The organism is Phormidium pseudopriestleyi FRX01 (genome assembly GCF_017313335.1).
Classification (GTDB): Bacteria; Cyanobacteriota; Cyanobacteriia; order Cyanobacteriales; family Laspinemataceae; genus Laspinema; species Laspinema pseudopriestleyi.
In genome coordinates, this window is the sequence record NZ_JAFLQW010000203.1 from 1 (window position 1) to 14,154 (window position 14,154).

The 14,154-nt window shown below is 45.4% G+C and carries 8 protein-coding genes and 2 CRISPR repeat arrays; of the genes, 4 read left to right on the forward strand and 4 right to left on the reverse strand.

Annotated elements, in window-relative coordinates; genetic code table 11:
* Positions 1–540: direct repeats of the CRISPR family, unit length 35 nt; unit sequence CCTTGCACTTCTTCGGAAGTGAAACTAATGGAAAC.
* A gap of 278 nt (positions 541–818) precedes the next feature.
* The 4 genes from cas1 to J0895_RS07345 all read left to right on the forward strand — a co-directional run bounded on the left by cas1 (position 819) and on the right by J0895_RS07345 (position 3,996).
* Positions 819–1,841: a CRISPR-associated endonuclease Cas1 gene (cas1, locus tag J0895_RS07330; protein ID WP_207087453.1), complete on the forward strand. Its 1,023-nt coding sequence runs from the start codon at positions 819–821 to the stop codon at positions 1,839–1,841.
* Positions 1,842–2,058: 217 nt separating this feature from the next.
* Positions 2,059–2,337, forward strand: coding sequence for a CRISPR-associated endonuclease Cas2 (gene cas2, locus J0895_RS07335; RefSeq protein WP_207087454.1), 279 nt, complete (start codon positions 2,059–2,061; stop codon positions 2,335–2,337).
* A 10-nt stretch (positions 2,338–2,347) separates the two neighbouring features.
* The gene (locus tag J0895_RS07340; protein ID WP_207087455.1) at positions 2,348–2,632 is read left to right on the forward strand and encodes a helix-turn-helix domain-containing protein; all 285 of its coding nucleotides are present in this window, start codon (positions 2,348–2,350) and stop codon (positions 2,630–2,632) included.
* Between the two features lie 407 nt (positions 2,633–3,039).
* Positions 3,040–3,996 (forward strand): RpnC/YadD family protein, encoded by a 957-nt coding sequence (locus J0895_RS07345; protein WP_207087456.1) that lies wholly within the window; start codon positions 3,040–3,042, stop codon positions 3,994–3,996.
* A gap of 124 nt (positions 3,997–4,120) precedes the next feature.
* Here J0895_RS07345 and J0895_RS07350 read toward each other — a convergent pair whose 3' ends face one another.
* From J0895_RS07350 to cas10, 4 genes are all read right to left on the reverse strand, one after another.
* Positions 4,121–5,869 (reverse strand): hypothetical protein, encoded by a 1,749-nt coding sequence (locus J0895_RS07350; protein WP_207087457.1) that lies wholly within the window; start codon positions 5,867–5,869, stop codon positions 4,121–4,123.
* A 43-nt stretch (positions 5,870–5,912) separates the two neighbouring features.
* Positions 5,913–7,430, reverse strand: a complete 1,518-nt coding sequence (locus J0895_RS07355; RefSeq protein WP_207087458.1) for a hypothetical protein — start codon at positions 7,428–7,430, stop codon at positions 5,913–5,915.
* A 62-nt stretch (positions 7,431–7,492) separates the two neighbouring features.
* Positions 7,493–8,752: a type III-B CRISPR module-associated Cmr3 family protein gene (locus J0895_RS07360; protein WP_242541127.1), complete on the reverse strand. Its 1,260-nt coding sequence runs from the start codon at positions 8,750–8,752 to the stop codon at positions 7,493–7,495.
* A gap of 24 nt (positions 8,753–8,776) precedes the next feature.
* Complete coding sequence (gene cas10, locus J0895_RS07365; RefSeq protein WP_207087459.1) at positions 8,777–11,884, reverse strand: type III-B CRISPR-associated protein Cas10/Cmr2; 3,108 nt, start codon at positions 11,882–11,884, stop codon at positions 8,777–8,779.
* Between the two features lie 1,668 nt (positions 11,885–13,552).
* A CRISPR array of direct repeats spans positions 13,553–13,973; the repeat unit is 36 nt; unit sequence GTTTCCATTCAATTAGTTTCCCCAGCGAGTGGGGAG.
* Positions 13,974–14,154 lie beyond the last annotated feature (181 nt).

A 14,154-nucleotide genomic window follows, 5' to 3' on the forward strand; every position in this document is an offset into this window, starting at 1 on the left:
CCTTGCACTTCTTCGGAAGTGGAATTAATGGAAACAACACCGATCGATAGGGGAGGAATATGCTCCCCCACTCCTTGCACTTCTTCGGAAGTGAAACTAATGGAAACTTCCTGGTAGACTAAGCTACCATTAGAGTTTTGACCGACCTTGCACTTCTTCGGAAGTGAAACTAATGGAAACCGTGGGAGGGGTCGCCAGCGCCAGCGGGCTTCGACACCTTGCACTTCTTCGGAAGTGAAACTAATGGAAACGAACCATGTCTGCCCCTAAGGAGGGTACGGATCCGTTAGAGCCTTGCACTTCTTCGGAAGTGAAACTAATGGAAACACAGCTGTAGTGCTGGGATTGCATTAACTGAATCCAAGTCCTTGCACTTCTTCGGAAGTGAAACTAATGGAAACAAATCCCCAGAAGGAGGCGGAACCATTGGTAATGCCTTGCACTTCTTCGGAAGTGAAACTAATGGAAACCCCCAACCAGGGCGGCAATAATGTACGAAAATCCTCCTTGCACTTCTTCGGAAGTGAAACTAATGGAAACTTACCCAACAGATCGCCAATGTGTGTGGATGCTTTAGCATCGCATCCAGACCCAACGGGTTATCGAAGTTTCTATGGGAGCGATCGCCTTAACATCGCAGGTATCAGTGGGTCCAGTGGAGGGTGGGTCAAGCCATAACCTATCTCAGACTCCCAAATTATCAACCGGCAATATCTTGGCAGCAAGTCATATAAAAAGTCATATACTGCACCGACTAAGGCATATACGAACGCAAATACTCAGTTGCGATGCTGGAAATGTAGCGTTCGATGGAAACCATGACCGCAATCTACTTAACCCATTCCGGCTCCATTCTCCAAGCCAAACGACAAGTCTTTGAACTATGGCATCATCAGCAATTGCAGCGGCGAGTCTTGGCGAAAATGACAAGCCATATCGTCCTATTCCACGGGTGCGAAATCACCGGAGAAGCCACTGCCTTAGCCTTCTCGCACTCTCTACCTGTCTTATTTCTGGATGCTGACGGTCGGTACTTAGGACGGCTTCACCTGGACTCGGATACCCCTTATCTGACCCAACAACTCCAACGCGCCCAGGACCCAGAGTTTATCCAAAACACTGCCGAACGAATCGTCAGTGCCACGTTGCATAATCGTCGAGCATTGTTGCTTTCACTCCAGGGCAGTTGTCTGTGTCCCACGGTAGAAATTGCTTTAGAGGCGATCGAACTTTTTCTGGATGAAATTCCCGCCGCCAGCCTTCCGCAACTGCGTAGCCACCTAGCCACGGTCAACCAAATTTATTACCCCGCTTTGCGCGAGTGGCTATGGCTGAACACCCTAGAACCCGCTATGCCAGTAGACAACCTCTGGCATCTGGGTCAAGCCTTGTTAGAACAAGTCGGACAAGGGTTCCTGCTAGAATTTGGACTGGATTCCAACCTCGGCGGACTGCACCTGAGCGATGGAGAAAACCTGCCTCTTGTGCGGGACCTCACCCTAGATTGGACGGTCATTTTAGTGGACCGCCTCGCCCTTCAGTTTTTCTTGTCTCACACTAATCTCACTCACAACGGCAACGGTAATGGCAATGGCAATGGCTACCATCACCCCCTCGATAAGTTTATTGCCGCTTGGGAGCAACAACTAGCCACTCTAGTCACTGGCAATCAAACCTACCGCCAATGCCTCCGTCATCAAATTCGCCAGTACCAACGCAGCTTATGCCACGACATTTCCTATCGTCCCGCCCTGCTCAAATGGACTCCAAAACCCATTCCCACGTCATCAACAGCGTCAGAACCCCAAGCCCAATCTCTCTTACCTGTACCCGTCCTGTAATCGCCTAAACTCCAACCCCCATCAAATCAGTGATGGGGGCGATTCATACCAAATCCGGTTGTTCAAAGTCGGTTTTCGCTTTTAGCCCGCGCAGGCGGGCTTTGTCCGTATAGCCCCAGGCTTGAGCCTGTGGGTTTTAATAGACCGATTCCAACCGGATTCCGTATCACTCAACCTTCCCCTCATCGAAACTCCCCGGAAGAACAATGGTAAACCCATGTTTTATCTAATTTGCTACGACATCGTAGAAGATAACCGCCGCAATCGAGTTGCGAAACTCTTAGAAACTTACGGAATGCGAGTGCAAAAATCCGTTTTTGAGGTGGTCCTAGATGACAACCAATACGACCAACTCCAAAAGCGCTTGCTCAAACTGCTAAATAAACGCCAAGACCAACTGCGATTTTATCCTCTTTCTGCCCATTGTCGCCAAAAAGTCCAAATCCTCGGAATACAACCCACTTTCGCCATTGATGACCCGGTAATTATTGCCTAGGAGATTCAGAATGCCACAACCCATTATTGGGAAACGGGAACAGAGAATCATCCGCAGTTATTGTCAATGCCAACTCTCCATGACCCCTTGGGAATTTTATCAAAAATGGGAAGTCACCCAAGAAACTATTGCTGAAATCTGCGGGCGATCGCCTAGCCAAGTCCGCCGATGGTTCGCCCAAACCCATCAGCCCACCGCCAACGATATGAGACATTTGGCCTTACTCAATTTTCTCCTAGAACATAACGAAGAAATCCCAGACCCTCTGCGTTCTTGGCTATGCCTAACGAACTAGCACGACTTCCCCAACTTGTCAATATCATCCGGCCCTATCTTTTCCAAAAATACTCCCCTAAAGTAAACACAAGCTGACTTCTCAGCGGGGCTTCATTTGAAGCCGAATTAATGGAAACAAAAGGGATTAAAAACCCAAAAAAGCCGTTGGTAATCCGCCAACGGCTTTTTCTTGAACACCCATTTTCAACCCCCTCAAACTAACCTCAAAGAAATTAGTATAAACTTTCATATAAACTCCTTCATTGACTTTTATTAACGAGGCGTTTAAACCCACCCCACCGCCAGTCACCGGATTAGTAAAGCTACGTTATGGGGTGGTTTCTAAATATTTAAAAGCCCACAAAAATCAATAAAATTTAATCCAAAAGCAATGTATAATAAAAATTACATTCAAATCAATACATTATGGAATATCAACCCGTCAAAGCGGACTATGATGGCCCTTGGAAGGAAGCCCTCAACCTCTACTTTGAGCAATTCCTCAGCTTCTTCTTCCCCGCCATTCATAGCCAAATCGACTGGAGTCAACCCTATCAGTCCCTAGACAAAGAACTCCTAGAACTAGGACGAGACTCCGAAGTAGGCACCCAATTTCCCGACAAACTGTTTGAAGTTAAACTCATCACCGGAAATGTCCTGTGGATACTGATTCACGTTGAAATCCAGAGTCAATCGGTTATCGACTTTCCCAAACGCATCTATCGCTATAACTACCGCGCCTTTGACCAATATGACAAACCCGTAGTCAGTGTCGCTATATTAGGCGATGATACACCCACTTGGCGACCCACCGAATATGCTTTTACCCTGGATGGATACAAGCTCAAACTGGAATTTCCCACAGTTAAACTCCTAGACTACCAAACGCAGTGGGAACAGTTAGAATCAGAACAGAATCCGTTTGCGCTGATGGTGATGGCCCATTTAAAAACCCAGGCCACCAACCGCCAAATGGCAGAACGGAAACAGTGGAAATGGACCCTAATCCGTTCCCTGCTTGACCGAGGATATCGTCGAGAGGAAGTCGAGAACTTATTCCGGTTTATAGACCGCATGATGAGCTTACCGAAGCAACTCGAACAACAATTAAGAACCCAACTCATTGAATATCGGGAGGAAAGACAAATGCCATTCATCAGTCCAATGGAAGAACTCATCCAAGAAGAAGCGATTCTCAAAAACCAACGCGAGAATATCCTAGACCTGTTGCAGGTCCGGTTTGGAGAAGTCCCTCAGTCCGTGGTAGAAACGGTGAATCGTCTGGAGGATATGACCCTCCTAAAACAGCTATTCCGACAAGCAATTTCTGTGGGTTCTGTTGCGGAATTTGAGCAACTCCTGAATCCCAGTACAGATAGCTAAGGTTAGCAATGTGCGATCGCCTCTTGTGTCTTATGGGACCATACTCTACCGGGCGATCGCCTTGCCGACGGATAACCCTCTCCAGGACCCTCCCCAACAACCACTCTAAATTATCAGTTTAGCCTTACTCATCTAGTTGCTGATTTACCCAGTCAACAATGTCTGAGTAGATATAATAAACCCCATCTGAATTGGGGTCAACTCCAGGAGAAGGAGGTTGATTGAGTAAACGAAAAACCGATAGGCAGAGAGTTTGCATGGTTTCTAAAATCAGGTCTACTTCCGAAGCCTTTTGCGCTTCTTTTATCTTTAATTTCCGGTCTGCTGCCAGCATTTCGTGCATGGTTTCTTGAGACGCGCCTTTAATTCGATGAATCAGGTCATTTCGCTTTTCCACCCAATAATTTAATTGTTTTAACCCTTGTTCAATCTTTTCCCATTCCTGGATATTTCCCTGATTATGCCGAACAATTGCTTCCGCTAGATACCGTTTGGTAAAGCGCCGCATATTCAAACTAAATTTTTTACCTTGACTAAAATCGTGTTTTTTGAGCTTATCATCATGTTCAATTAAAATTTTCCAAATATCTGGCTCTATGTTGCTGGGGTCTACCAAGTTCCACCGTTCAAGCATTCCTGTGGTATTTTCGGGTAGAAAATACCGACGACCTCCTAATGCCATGACTAAATAATTCACCACATCTTCCCAGAACGAACTCAAACACCACAAAAAATTAGCGACTTGATTGAGTTGCCAATAAATTTGACAATGAGCATATAAATTGAGCCAACTGTGATAATTCTGGGTGAGATGGGATAGACTGGCAAGTTCTGGGGAGGCGTTTTTTAAAATCGTCTCAGCCCCTTGGCGGTCAAAGTTGAAGAGACATAACCCTAATTTCAAGGCGGTAATTGCCAAGTTAGAACTCGTTTCAACTTCAGACAAATCGACCAAGGTTCTGACTTCAGCCGGAAGTAATTTCAGGTTATTTTGCCAATCCTGTAAGATAGAAATTGCGCCATCGAAATCCCACCGTTCCAGAAGCTGTCGAATGGTGCGATACTTCTGGGACTTTAAATGTCGCCAGTAGAGGGTTAACTTACATTGAGAAGGTTGACCCTGGAGGACAGAATTAATTGAAAGCTGTGGATCGACAAATATAATATTGGGAAAGCCGGAGTCGATTGATTGTAATTGCAACGCCGTCCCCATTTGTGGCGTTCCGCCCTTAATACTGACTAATACAATATCAGAGGAGGGATTAGGCTGTTCTGCTTTAATAATAGTGGCAATCGCTTGCTCATAAACCCGCAACATGACTTCTAAATCGCTGGGGTTTTCAGTGGGTGGAATTCTGACCGGGACCAATTTAGGAAAATTGGCAAATTTTGGCTGAGGTTGCCGAGAATCATAACGAAGCCAGTTTTGCAATAAGCGAACTAAATAAATCGTGTCTTTGTCATGTCCATTGCGGTTTAGGCGAGTTTTCTGGTTAGTGATAAAAATATAGGCTTTACTAACAGGAGGCTGAGTAGTTGCGGCTTTTTGCAACACTCCTAATATCCGAACAAATGCCAAGCGATCGTGCCAATTAGAGGGGGCCATCCGATAGCATTCTAGCAATTTAGCAGTCAGACATCGGCTATTGCGTTTGACTGATTGAGGAAAACCCAGTTCCGTATAAAAGAAGTTATCAATTGCTGCTTTTTGTTCCTTCCATATTTTCTGAAATTCTGGGGATAGCGTATTGACTTGTTGGGGTAAATTGGGTTCACTGAGGAAATCAATAGGCAGATAATAATCTGGACCTTGCGGTTGATAAAATCTAATTGCTAAGTCAGACGTGCCAATATTGGCAAAAAGTAAGTTCATAATTTGTGAATCCAGTAGAAAGTGCTTCAGTGTTTTTTTGAGCTTATCGTCTACGAAACTTATTTGATGGGGAAAGACGAGAAAATAATCCTCCAAAAATTCCTGTCCATACCCACGCAGCAAATCCAGCTAATGACCCGATGATTATGCTAACCAGCAAGGCTTTTATCCCCGGATGGACTGCCGCTAAAAATGCGGGTTCCAAGGGTAAAGGTTGTTCTATATAACCCGAAATACTAGAGGCGGCAATCCCCCCAGCACCGATCGCCACCCCCAAAATTTCAATCGTTCGTTGCAAGCGTTGATTTTGTTGAGTTTGAACGTAGTCATGTAAATCTCGGACCTCATCCCCGACTTCGGCATATAATTGTTCGAGTTGAAAAATTTCCTGCCATTTGCAATAATAGCGGTGAGGATGTTCCCGTTGGACAACTTGACTAAAGTATCCTCGGGCGGTAAACAACAACAGCAAATCCCGGATTTCTTCAAAAATATAAATGCGGTCGCGATGATTTGCCCTCATCACCCACCGTTGCGCCACCCAATGGGACAACATCATCAAAGTGAATCGTTGATGCAACACCAGCCGAAATAACAGAAAATACAAATCCCGGATATGATTCGGGAGTGTTTCCCGGAAAAACTTTTCATCCGGTGCATTAGCCGATAAGAAAACCCCACCTTCCAACGTAAAAATCCACCACATCCGTTCAATATAAGGCAACCAGGGTTGACAAGCCGGGTCCAAATCTTGAACAGATGGATATTTTCCTTGACCTTCATGGAAGAAATTTTGCAACTTATATAACATTAAGGGAATCGTTTTCTCCGTCAATCCCTGAGCAAAAATCACCGCAAAAGGAATCAGTTGACCGGATACAAAAATTTCTTCCCACCAGGGTTCAATATGATAGGGAGACTCGCCAGTTCCTAGCAACGCCTCAATCAGCATACTAATCGTCGGAGTCCCCTGATAAACTGATTTTCCTCCAGCTACTTCGGGAAAGAAAATATCCAGGGTTTTTTTCTTCAGTTGTGGGTTCCAGATGGCTTTTTGTGCTTGCAAGCAGGTCCCCCGTTGACCTCGCATAAACCGAAAATAGTGCAGAAAATTAAACCAGTCTTTAGAATCAGGTGAAAGGGGTTGAACCCTCAAACTTACAAACCCGACCCCTACTTTAAATAAAGCTAATTGTACCGTTCGCTTGCCTTCTCCAGGTTTTTCACCAAAGCCAAATTTAATCGGTCCTTGGGGAGTTAGTAGTTGCCATTCGGCATCCTGAAATCCTAATGTACTATCAAGCGCATTATTCATCTCCCAGAATTGAGCGGTAGGAGTCCGTTGACTCTCTTTGGCTGGATTGAGATAGTCTGCGACATGAATTAGCCAATCATCACTGACTAACTTTTGGGGCAACCAAGTCTTGAAATTGCGTTTGGGAAATTGATGGGTCTCAATCCACTTAATTCTTTCTTCAAATGAGCGGACCTCAAACGAAAAAGGATAGATGAAGTAGAGGAATGATGGGGAAATATCAATGGTAACTTCAGGAAATTTCATGATAATGTTAGGCTCAGGGCAACAAAATATCAATCCTTAGCTCTAAATTGATTAAACTAAAATTATCGCTTCCCCCATAACAAGAGTCCATAATTTAAGTTTATAAAAGTGTCCAACCAATTCTGATGGCTTTCTAGTTGGGGAAGAAGTCGATAATTTGAGGGGCGTTTGTTTAATGAATCAGCAGAGGGCAGCTTGTTGAATAAATACACCGTTCCCGGAGGAACAAAAGCTCGTTGTGGTAGCAAAGAAAATTCCCATGTTTTTTCGGTTTCTTTGATCGCATCAAGTTGAGAACGCTGGATGGAAGAAATGCCGCCCCATAATAAGGGACGAGAAGTCGCACATCCAATTAAAATATCTTTCCAAACTTCTGGATAAGCGCTATAAACGAGTTGATGAGGCTTTTCCCCTTCTGTGCGGGCTAATCCTGGCGTGAGCAAATAAGCAATAGATGAGTCAGCATTTGGAGTGGTAAAGGGTTCTATTTTTGGCCAGAAGGGTTCCATGTTTTTAGCGTCTGAAGAATCAAAATTAATGGGAGAAACCAAAGCCCGATGTCCTTCTCCACCTAAGCGGACCACGACAGTTGAATCAATTTTTGAAATCTTTGGATTCAAGGCAGCAACAAATTTCCAACCGGGTTTTAGCCGGATGGCAACTTCCGTAAAATATCCTTCGCGATCGCTAACTTGACGAGTGCCTGGTTCCATTTTAATATGAGGCAAAATCTGCACCCCCCAAGGGTCATCGATAAAATCCTTGGGATTGGTGGGTAATTCCCCTTTGAGATACTCTACCAAAGCCGTTAATTTCATCCAAGGCTTGAGAGGCCCTAAAACTACGTCATAAACTCGGTGGGGAGGAGGACCGGGGAATTGTTCGTTATGTAATTGAGGGGAAACTAGGGGTTTGAGATGATTCTCTGGAAAACTGATATACTCCCAATCCGTTTGTTCGGATTGAGGAACCAGGCGAGTAACTGAAGTCCAATCATCATCCTCGTCCTCCTTATTTGAATCCCTGGAATCTTTCCGCTTAACTCCTACTAAATCCTTGGGAGTCGGTAGCCAAACTTGGTCTTGATCATCCATCAAAAACGGGCCCCAAAACTGCATATTTTTCTGGGGTATTGAGGAACGTTGCCCCTCAGATTTTTCATGAGGTTTTGGGTCAAACTCCGTGGCACTCCGTAGGGCTTGAAACACTGGAGTTGGTAAGGGGGGAAACAACCCTTTGGCCCAAGAACTCTCCCCTGGACTGAAGGGCTTCGACTCACGAAACATGAGTAAATCTAAGGGTTCAATTTGATACCACTGCATGATGTTTCTCCAAAATTTGGGTGATTAGTGAGCGGTTTTGTCGAGCCAAAATGCACTAAACCGTAATAGACTCGCTAAATCTTGCATGGTAAATCCAATCGGTTTGGGGGTTTCCGGTTTAGATTGAATTTTTTGCTGCCACTGAGTCTCTACTGCATAGGCCCATTTTTCCCAGGCATTTAGCCAGTCTTCCAGTGCCTCTAGCTGATCGTGTTCCAGTTGTTTGTCGCGTGAATTGACAATTACTTTGGCGGCTTTGGAGATGAGTTGACTATTGGGGGTTATGCAACTATGGATAGGCAACTGTTCAGCTAAACGATATAAGACGGGAGAGAGTTCATCCGCTGCCGTGGCGCTGCAAATTAAATCCCACCAGGGTTGTTCTAAAAACTGACCTTTCATGCAGGCTTCTAGGACATTTCCACTGCCATAAATTACCCGAAAACATAACCCATCTTTCGCCGGAATCTTCGGCGGAATTTCTGAAGTGCCTTGCATTTTTTTTGCCCGGTCTTCTTCGGCACTCCAGAGGGATTCGAGCACCGTCGGTAAGGGAACGCTTTTATGAGCGATGACGATTCCCGCACTGAGGGTGGCTGTTTGACCCATTGTAAACAGGGGACGATTGGGTAATCCAGGAGAGCGGGGTTGGCGAGGATGCCAGTAACCGCCTCTACTGTCAAAGTCTCCACCGGGGTCTTCTGCACCGGACCAAGCAGCACGCAGCGATCGCAAAAATTGGAGAACATCAGCTAAGGGCAACACCGCCAGCACATCATCCCCACCGCTATACACGACTTTACCACAGAAGCGCTTTTCCGTGAGATAGGGCACAATCCGATTGGAAAAATCCAGCAAGGCACGATTCAGCCCAATATGCGTTGCCGGACCCATCCGTTTGCGAGTTTCGAGGAGTTCGCTAAATTCTGCTGGAGGTTCAGAGGCGATCGCCTCCCTATCAATGTACTGATTATACAACTCCAGTTTACGTCCCGAAACATATTTCCCCATATTGTCCCCATCCGCCGCAACGATCGCCCACCAATCTGCCGGAGAACTGTCTCCAAAGTGGCACTTTTGATGCGCTTGGGAGACCGCTTGTCGTAAAGCGATTACCTTGGCGGATGAATCGGTTTTACTTTCCTTCAACCCCATATCATCCGCCAACCATTTACTAGAAAACATTACCCCGTTATAGCCGTTACCCGACTTCGGCAACGTTTTCAGCTTCACATCAGCATTTTGAATTTGAAATGGACGGCGAGTCTTAACTGCAAACTGATGTAATTCCTTCGAGGTAATTATCGGGGATTTTTCTTTAAGCAATTTCCTTAAAGCATTCCAGTATTCTTGTAATTTTCCAGGATATTCCTCCGCAAACCGAGCAGCAGCAATCGAACTTAAATTCGGAAACAGAATCAATCCTTCATAATCAATATCTTTTCGGCCTCCACTCCTGTTTAGCTGTAAATCAATCCCTAAAGATTTAGCGACACCGCCATAGACCCAGGCCATGCGTTTAGTCAATTCTAAAGCATTGAGTTTTTCAGACCCATTAAATAGTCCAGGATAGACTAAACTCATCAACTCCCAGAATAATTGCATAGAACCGGAAGGAACCCCCGCCCCTTCTCGATAATCCGAAACTTGAGATTGACGGTTTTGATTGATTTGATAGTTTAAACTCGGATGCAGGGCACTCAATTGACCCGAAAGCGTTGATCGCTCTCCGGGTGCAGGGGAAATCTGCCATACTCGCGTATTTTTAAACGCTTGAATGCCTTGAGCCAAGCGACTTTGTACATTCCCCCACCAAGTCCCAACATTGAGAAATTCATACAGATTATTTTCTACTAGCATCGGGGTCGGTTGGTCAGGGCGCGAAGGTGCAACGCCTTCCTGTGCCTTAATCCAGTCAGAGTTAAAGTTGGTGCGTACAGGTGAATAAATCTCTAATGGATTGACAGGATTTCCCAAAGGAACAGCAGTCCAGTAAGGTTCCCAACTATGATAAATTTGGGCATTCCACAGATGCTTCCATTCCCAAAGAGACTGCCTTTTCCACCGTTCTAATTCCTGCTGATTTGGATTGTTTTCTGGATTATATACTAACCCTTCTGCCTCAGCGAGTTTACGGCATAAATTATATAAATCTGTTTGAGAAGCCAGATTGTTCAAGTAGTCGATGGTAGAACTACGAATTTCATTTTGAACTCGATAAGCAATCCGACGCCATAAGGTCTTTAAATGTTTGGAAAGGTGATTTCCTAGATTCTCAGCCGCTTGCTTTCCTGGGACAATGGCGGTAATGACATTGGGGAATCCAGCGGTGCTCAAACTGGTGGAGGTTTTGTCTTTAAATCGGGTTACCGGGTCCGAACCATCTTGGAAATCAGCCAAGGTTGTTGTAAATTCGGGATATTGTTTAATCAGGAGTGCATCAATAATTTCTTGACTCCAGAGGGAGGGGGTAATGACGGCATCGGGTCCATAAATTCGTGCAATAAACCAACACAATCTCGCACTTAGGTAATGGAGGAGATAAGAACCGGCCCAAAAATCTAGGAATTTGCGGGAGGATTTGATAAATTCCTGGATAGGAGAGAAGGTAAATAATAATAGATAGGGATGTTTATCGGGGTCGGTTTCTGGCGAATCTGGGGGAATCGCACCGGCGATCGCAGAAACCGTGCTGTAATAACTATGCTTGGGACAATCTGGGATGAGGCGATCGGCTGGAAACAACAGCGCGTCCGTTTGTTGTGCTAGTAAAAATTCCGGGTAAAAGCGCCATAACCACCAGAACGCTTTTCTCGCATCGGTTCCCGCCACTCGATTCAGGCGAGTAATCAGATCCGCCGGTAACCCAGGTTCTCCTCCCACTTTTTGCCGTTGACCACTAATCAGGTGGGAAACCTGCGATACGGGAGAGTTGCTTGCTAAAGGGCCTAGGGTCACGCGGTCCGAGGCTTTGGCCACGTTCTCAATAATAGTCCCCTGGTTATGCCACCAATTCCGCAAATCTTCGGCATGAGGCCGTAGACAGTCAACTGCCTCGCACCCCTGTCCTCCAGGGAACAGTCCCAGTTGATATAACAGCGCGTACAGCTTCCGATGATAATAAAAATTCATGCGTGCGCCTTTGTCCAGTACGCTCTGTATGTTATCTCTCCTTGAGATGGCTTTTCAAAATTACAGAATAATTTAAGAATTTTGCTGAAGTTCTGCATAAAAACTAGCTAAGTTTCTTATGCAAAGCTCAGATGAATAAATTCAATTCAACTTGATTTATTGGAATAATTTTAGAGTTTAATGAAATGAACTTTCTCAACTAAATTTCTTTACCAGGGTGATGGATCAGTGAAAATCATAGCTTTTACGGACAGCGCTGCCCGTAAAAGCTATACTTTACCTTGATTCAACGCCTGGGGAAAGAATCCGAGGGGACCGATATTCTTTGGATGTCTGGGGTAACTGGTTTCGGTTCCGAATAACTGCCGAAGGTGCGATCGCTTCAGTCAACTATCAAGATTTCAATTTGACTTAGCCCTCCGCAACTTGCCGCCAACGAACTGCCAGCCACCTAGAACCAGTTTTACTCCGAGGCATGAGTTGTAGAGATTCTTGACGGTGCCATCCATCTCAACACTGCCCAATTGTCATGCAATAGTTGTGAACACTAACAGCTATCCCCTGAATCTGCTGCCAGCTTTCTCCAGATGCGATCGCCATGCTTGATTCATCACCACTGGGCGATCGCCTCAAACAACGGGGCCATTCTTTTTCCTGAAAAATAGGATTACTCTATTTTGAGTTGGGGCCAGTTTTGTTTAGGATTCAGTCGGGCGGTAGGTTTCAATAGGGGGTAACCGATCGCCTCAAAGATGGCTTGCCTGCTTTCATTCCGGCAAGCGGTTTGGTACTGGCTGGCCGATCGCTCCGAACACCAAGAGCCATTCTTTCCAGTTAGGTATTAGATGTGTAACCAAGTTAGGAGGGGAGCATCTCAATTTGGCCTCAAAGGGGAATTTATACGCCTTGCTCCCCCTTCGGTGCTAAAGACATTTATTCCTTATACCTCCCTCTCCTCTTAGGGGAGGGTTGGGAAGAGGGCACCGGCGGTTAGGTCTCTTTGCCAAATTGAGATGCTCCCGGTTAGGAGTCACTGCATCTCTTACAAGACAAGACTTTCACTTGCATCAAGGAGTTAGTTGGAAAGCTAAATTTTCGGGTTATTTTTAGTTAGCTTTCCGCGTTGGTTATGGATTAACCAGTAAATAAATCGCACACTTCTTTCCCTTCAATTAGTATCCCCAACAGGTGAGAATTTGAACCAGTGTAACCCCATACTGGCGGCGATACTACTGAAATTTCAATTCAATTAATATCCCCAGTGAGTGGGGAGAGTCAGCCTGTTGCACAAGTTTGAGTTTTAAAAGAGTGTCTTTGGAGTTTACCAAAAGTTGAATAGGTAGAGCTTTTATCGCTACGAAAGCTCTAACTTTTTAAGTTTTTCTTTGCGAATTACATGGGAGTCGAAGCCTTATTCGATTTCCGCATTCGTATAAGACTTCAACTTAAAGACTTTGTTTTAATGACCTCGTCATCATCGGTCATGAAATAAAATTGTGCCCTAACCCTTGGGCTGGGGGACACCTTTGCTGCTAGAGCGTCAGGCTGGGGACATTGCTCTATGCGGTAGAGGTGTCTCCAAAAACTATATTACTCGAAGCCTACTCTTTTGTCAACAGTCACCTCTCCCATTCGTATAAGACTTCAACTAAAGACTTTGTTTTAACGTTTTCCATTCAATTAGTTTCCCCAGCGAGTGGGGAGACTGATGTCTCTACATTAGAGTGGGTTATGCCAGATGTTTCCATTCAATTAGTTTCCCCAGCGAGTGGGGAGTTCGGATTGACTAATCTAGGCTTTATTAAAGCTAACTATCCGGAGTTTCCATTCAATTAGTTTCCCCAGCGAGTGGGGAGCCAACATGACTACTTACAAAGACTGCTTAGTGACTATCCCAGAAATGTTTCCATTCAATTAGTTTCCCCAGCGAGTGGGGAGTGGAGCCGACGTGAGTGCCTCCGCGCGACGAGCCGCGACGTTTCCATTCAATTAGTTTCCCCAGCGAGTGGGGAGAGTATTTCTCTGTCCCTATGTTCATTTCAATCCCTAACGAGTTTCCATTCAATTAGTTTCCCCAGCGAGTGGGGAGTCAGTCAAACTACTCGAAGTTGGAAGACAAGGTAGACTAGGGTAGGGTCGATGGGGGCGATAAAACCCCGCACCTCCCTGTTAGAACTGGACGTGCGAGTTTCCCCGCATCCAGCTCCCGATAATCTAGCCAATTGGCTTGCTTGAGTGGATATAATCATGACAGGATTCATGTACTGCCG

What these genes read in the sequence shown, in the direction of transcription:
- cas1 (WP_207087453.1), top strand. Translation starts at nt 819, where the DNA reads ATGACCGCAATCTACTTAACCCATTCCGGCTCCATTCTCCAAGCCAAA.
- cas2 (WP_207087454.1), top strand. Translation starts at nt 2,059, where the DNA reads ATGTTTTATCTAATTTGCTACGACATCGTAGAAGATAACCGCCGCAAT.
- J0895_RS07340 (WP_207087455.1), top strand. Translation starts at nt 2,348, where the DNA reads ATGCCACAACCCATTATTGGGAAACGGGAACAGAGAATCATCCGCAGT.
- J0895_RS07345 (WP_207087456.1), top strand. Translation starts at nt 3,040, where the DNA reads ATGGAATATCAACCCGTCAAAGCGGACTATGATGGCCCTTGGAAGGAA.
- J0895_RS07350 (WP_207087457.1), bottom strand. Translation starts at nt 5,869, where the DNA reads ATGAACTTACTTTTTGCCAATATTGGCACGTCTGACTTAGCAATTAGA.
- J0895_RS07355 (WP_207087458.1), bottom strand. Translation starts at nt 7,430, where the DNA reads ATGAAATTTCCTGAAGTTACCATTGATATTTCCCCATCATTCCTCTAC.
- J0895_RS07360 (WP_242541127.1), bottom strand. Translation starts at nt 8,752, where the DNA reads ATGCAGTGGTATCAAATTGAACCCTTAGATTTACTCATGTTTCGTGAG.
- cas10 (WP_207087459.1), bottom strand. Translation starts at nt 11,884, where the DNA reads ATGAATTTTTATTATCATCGGAAGCTGTACGCGCTGTTATATCAACTG.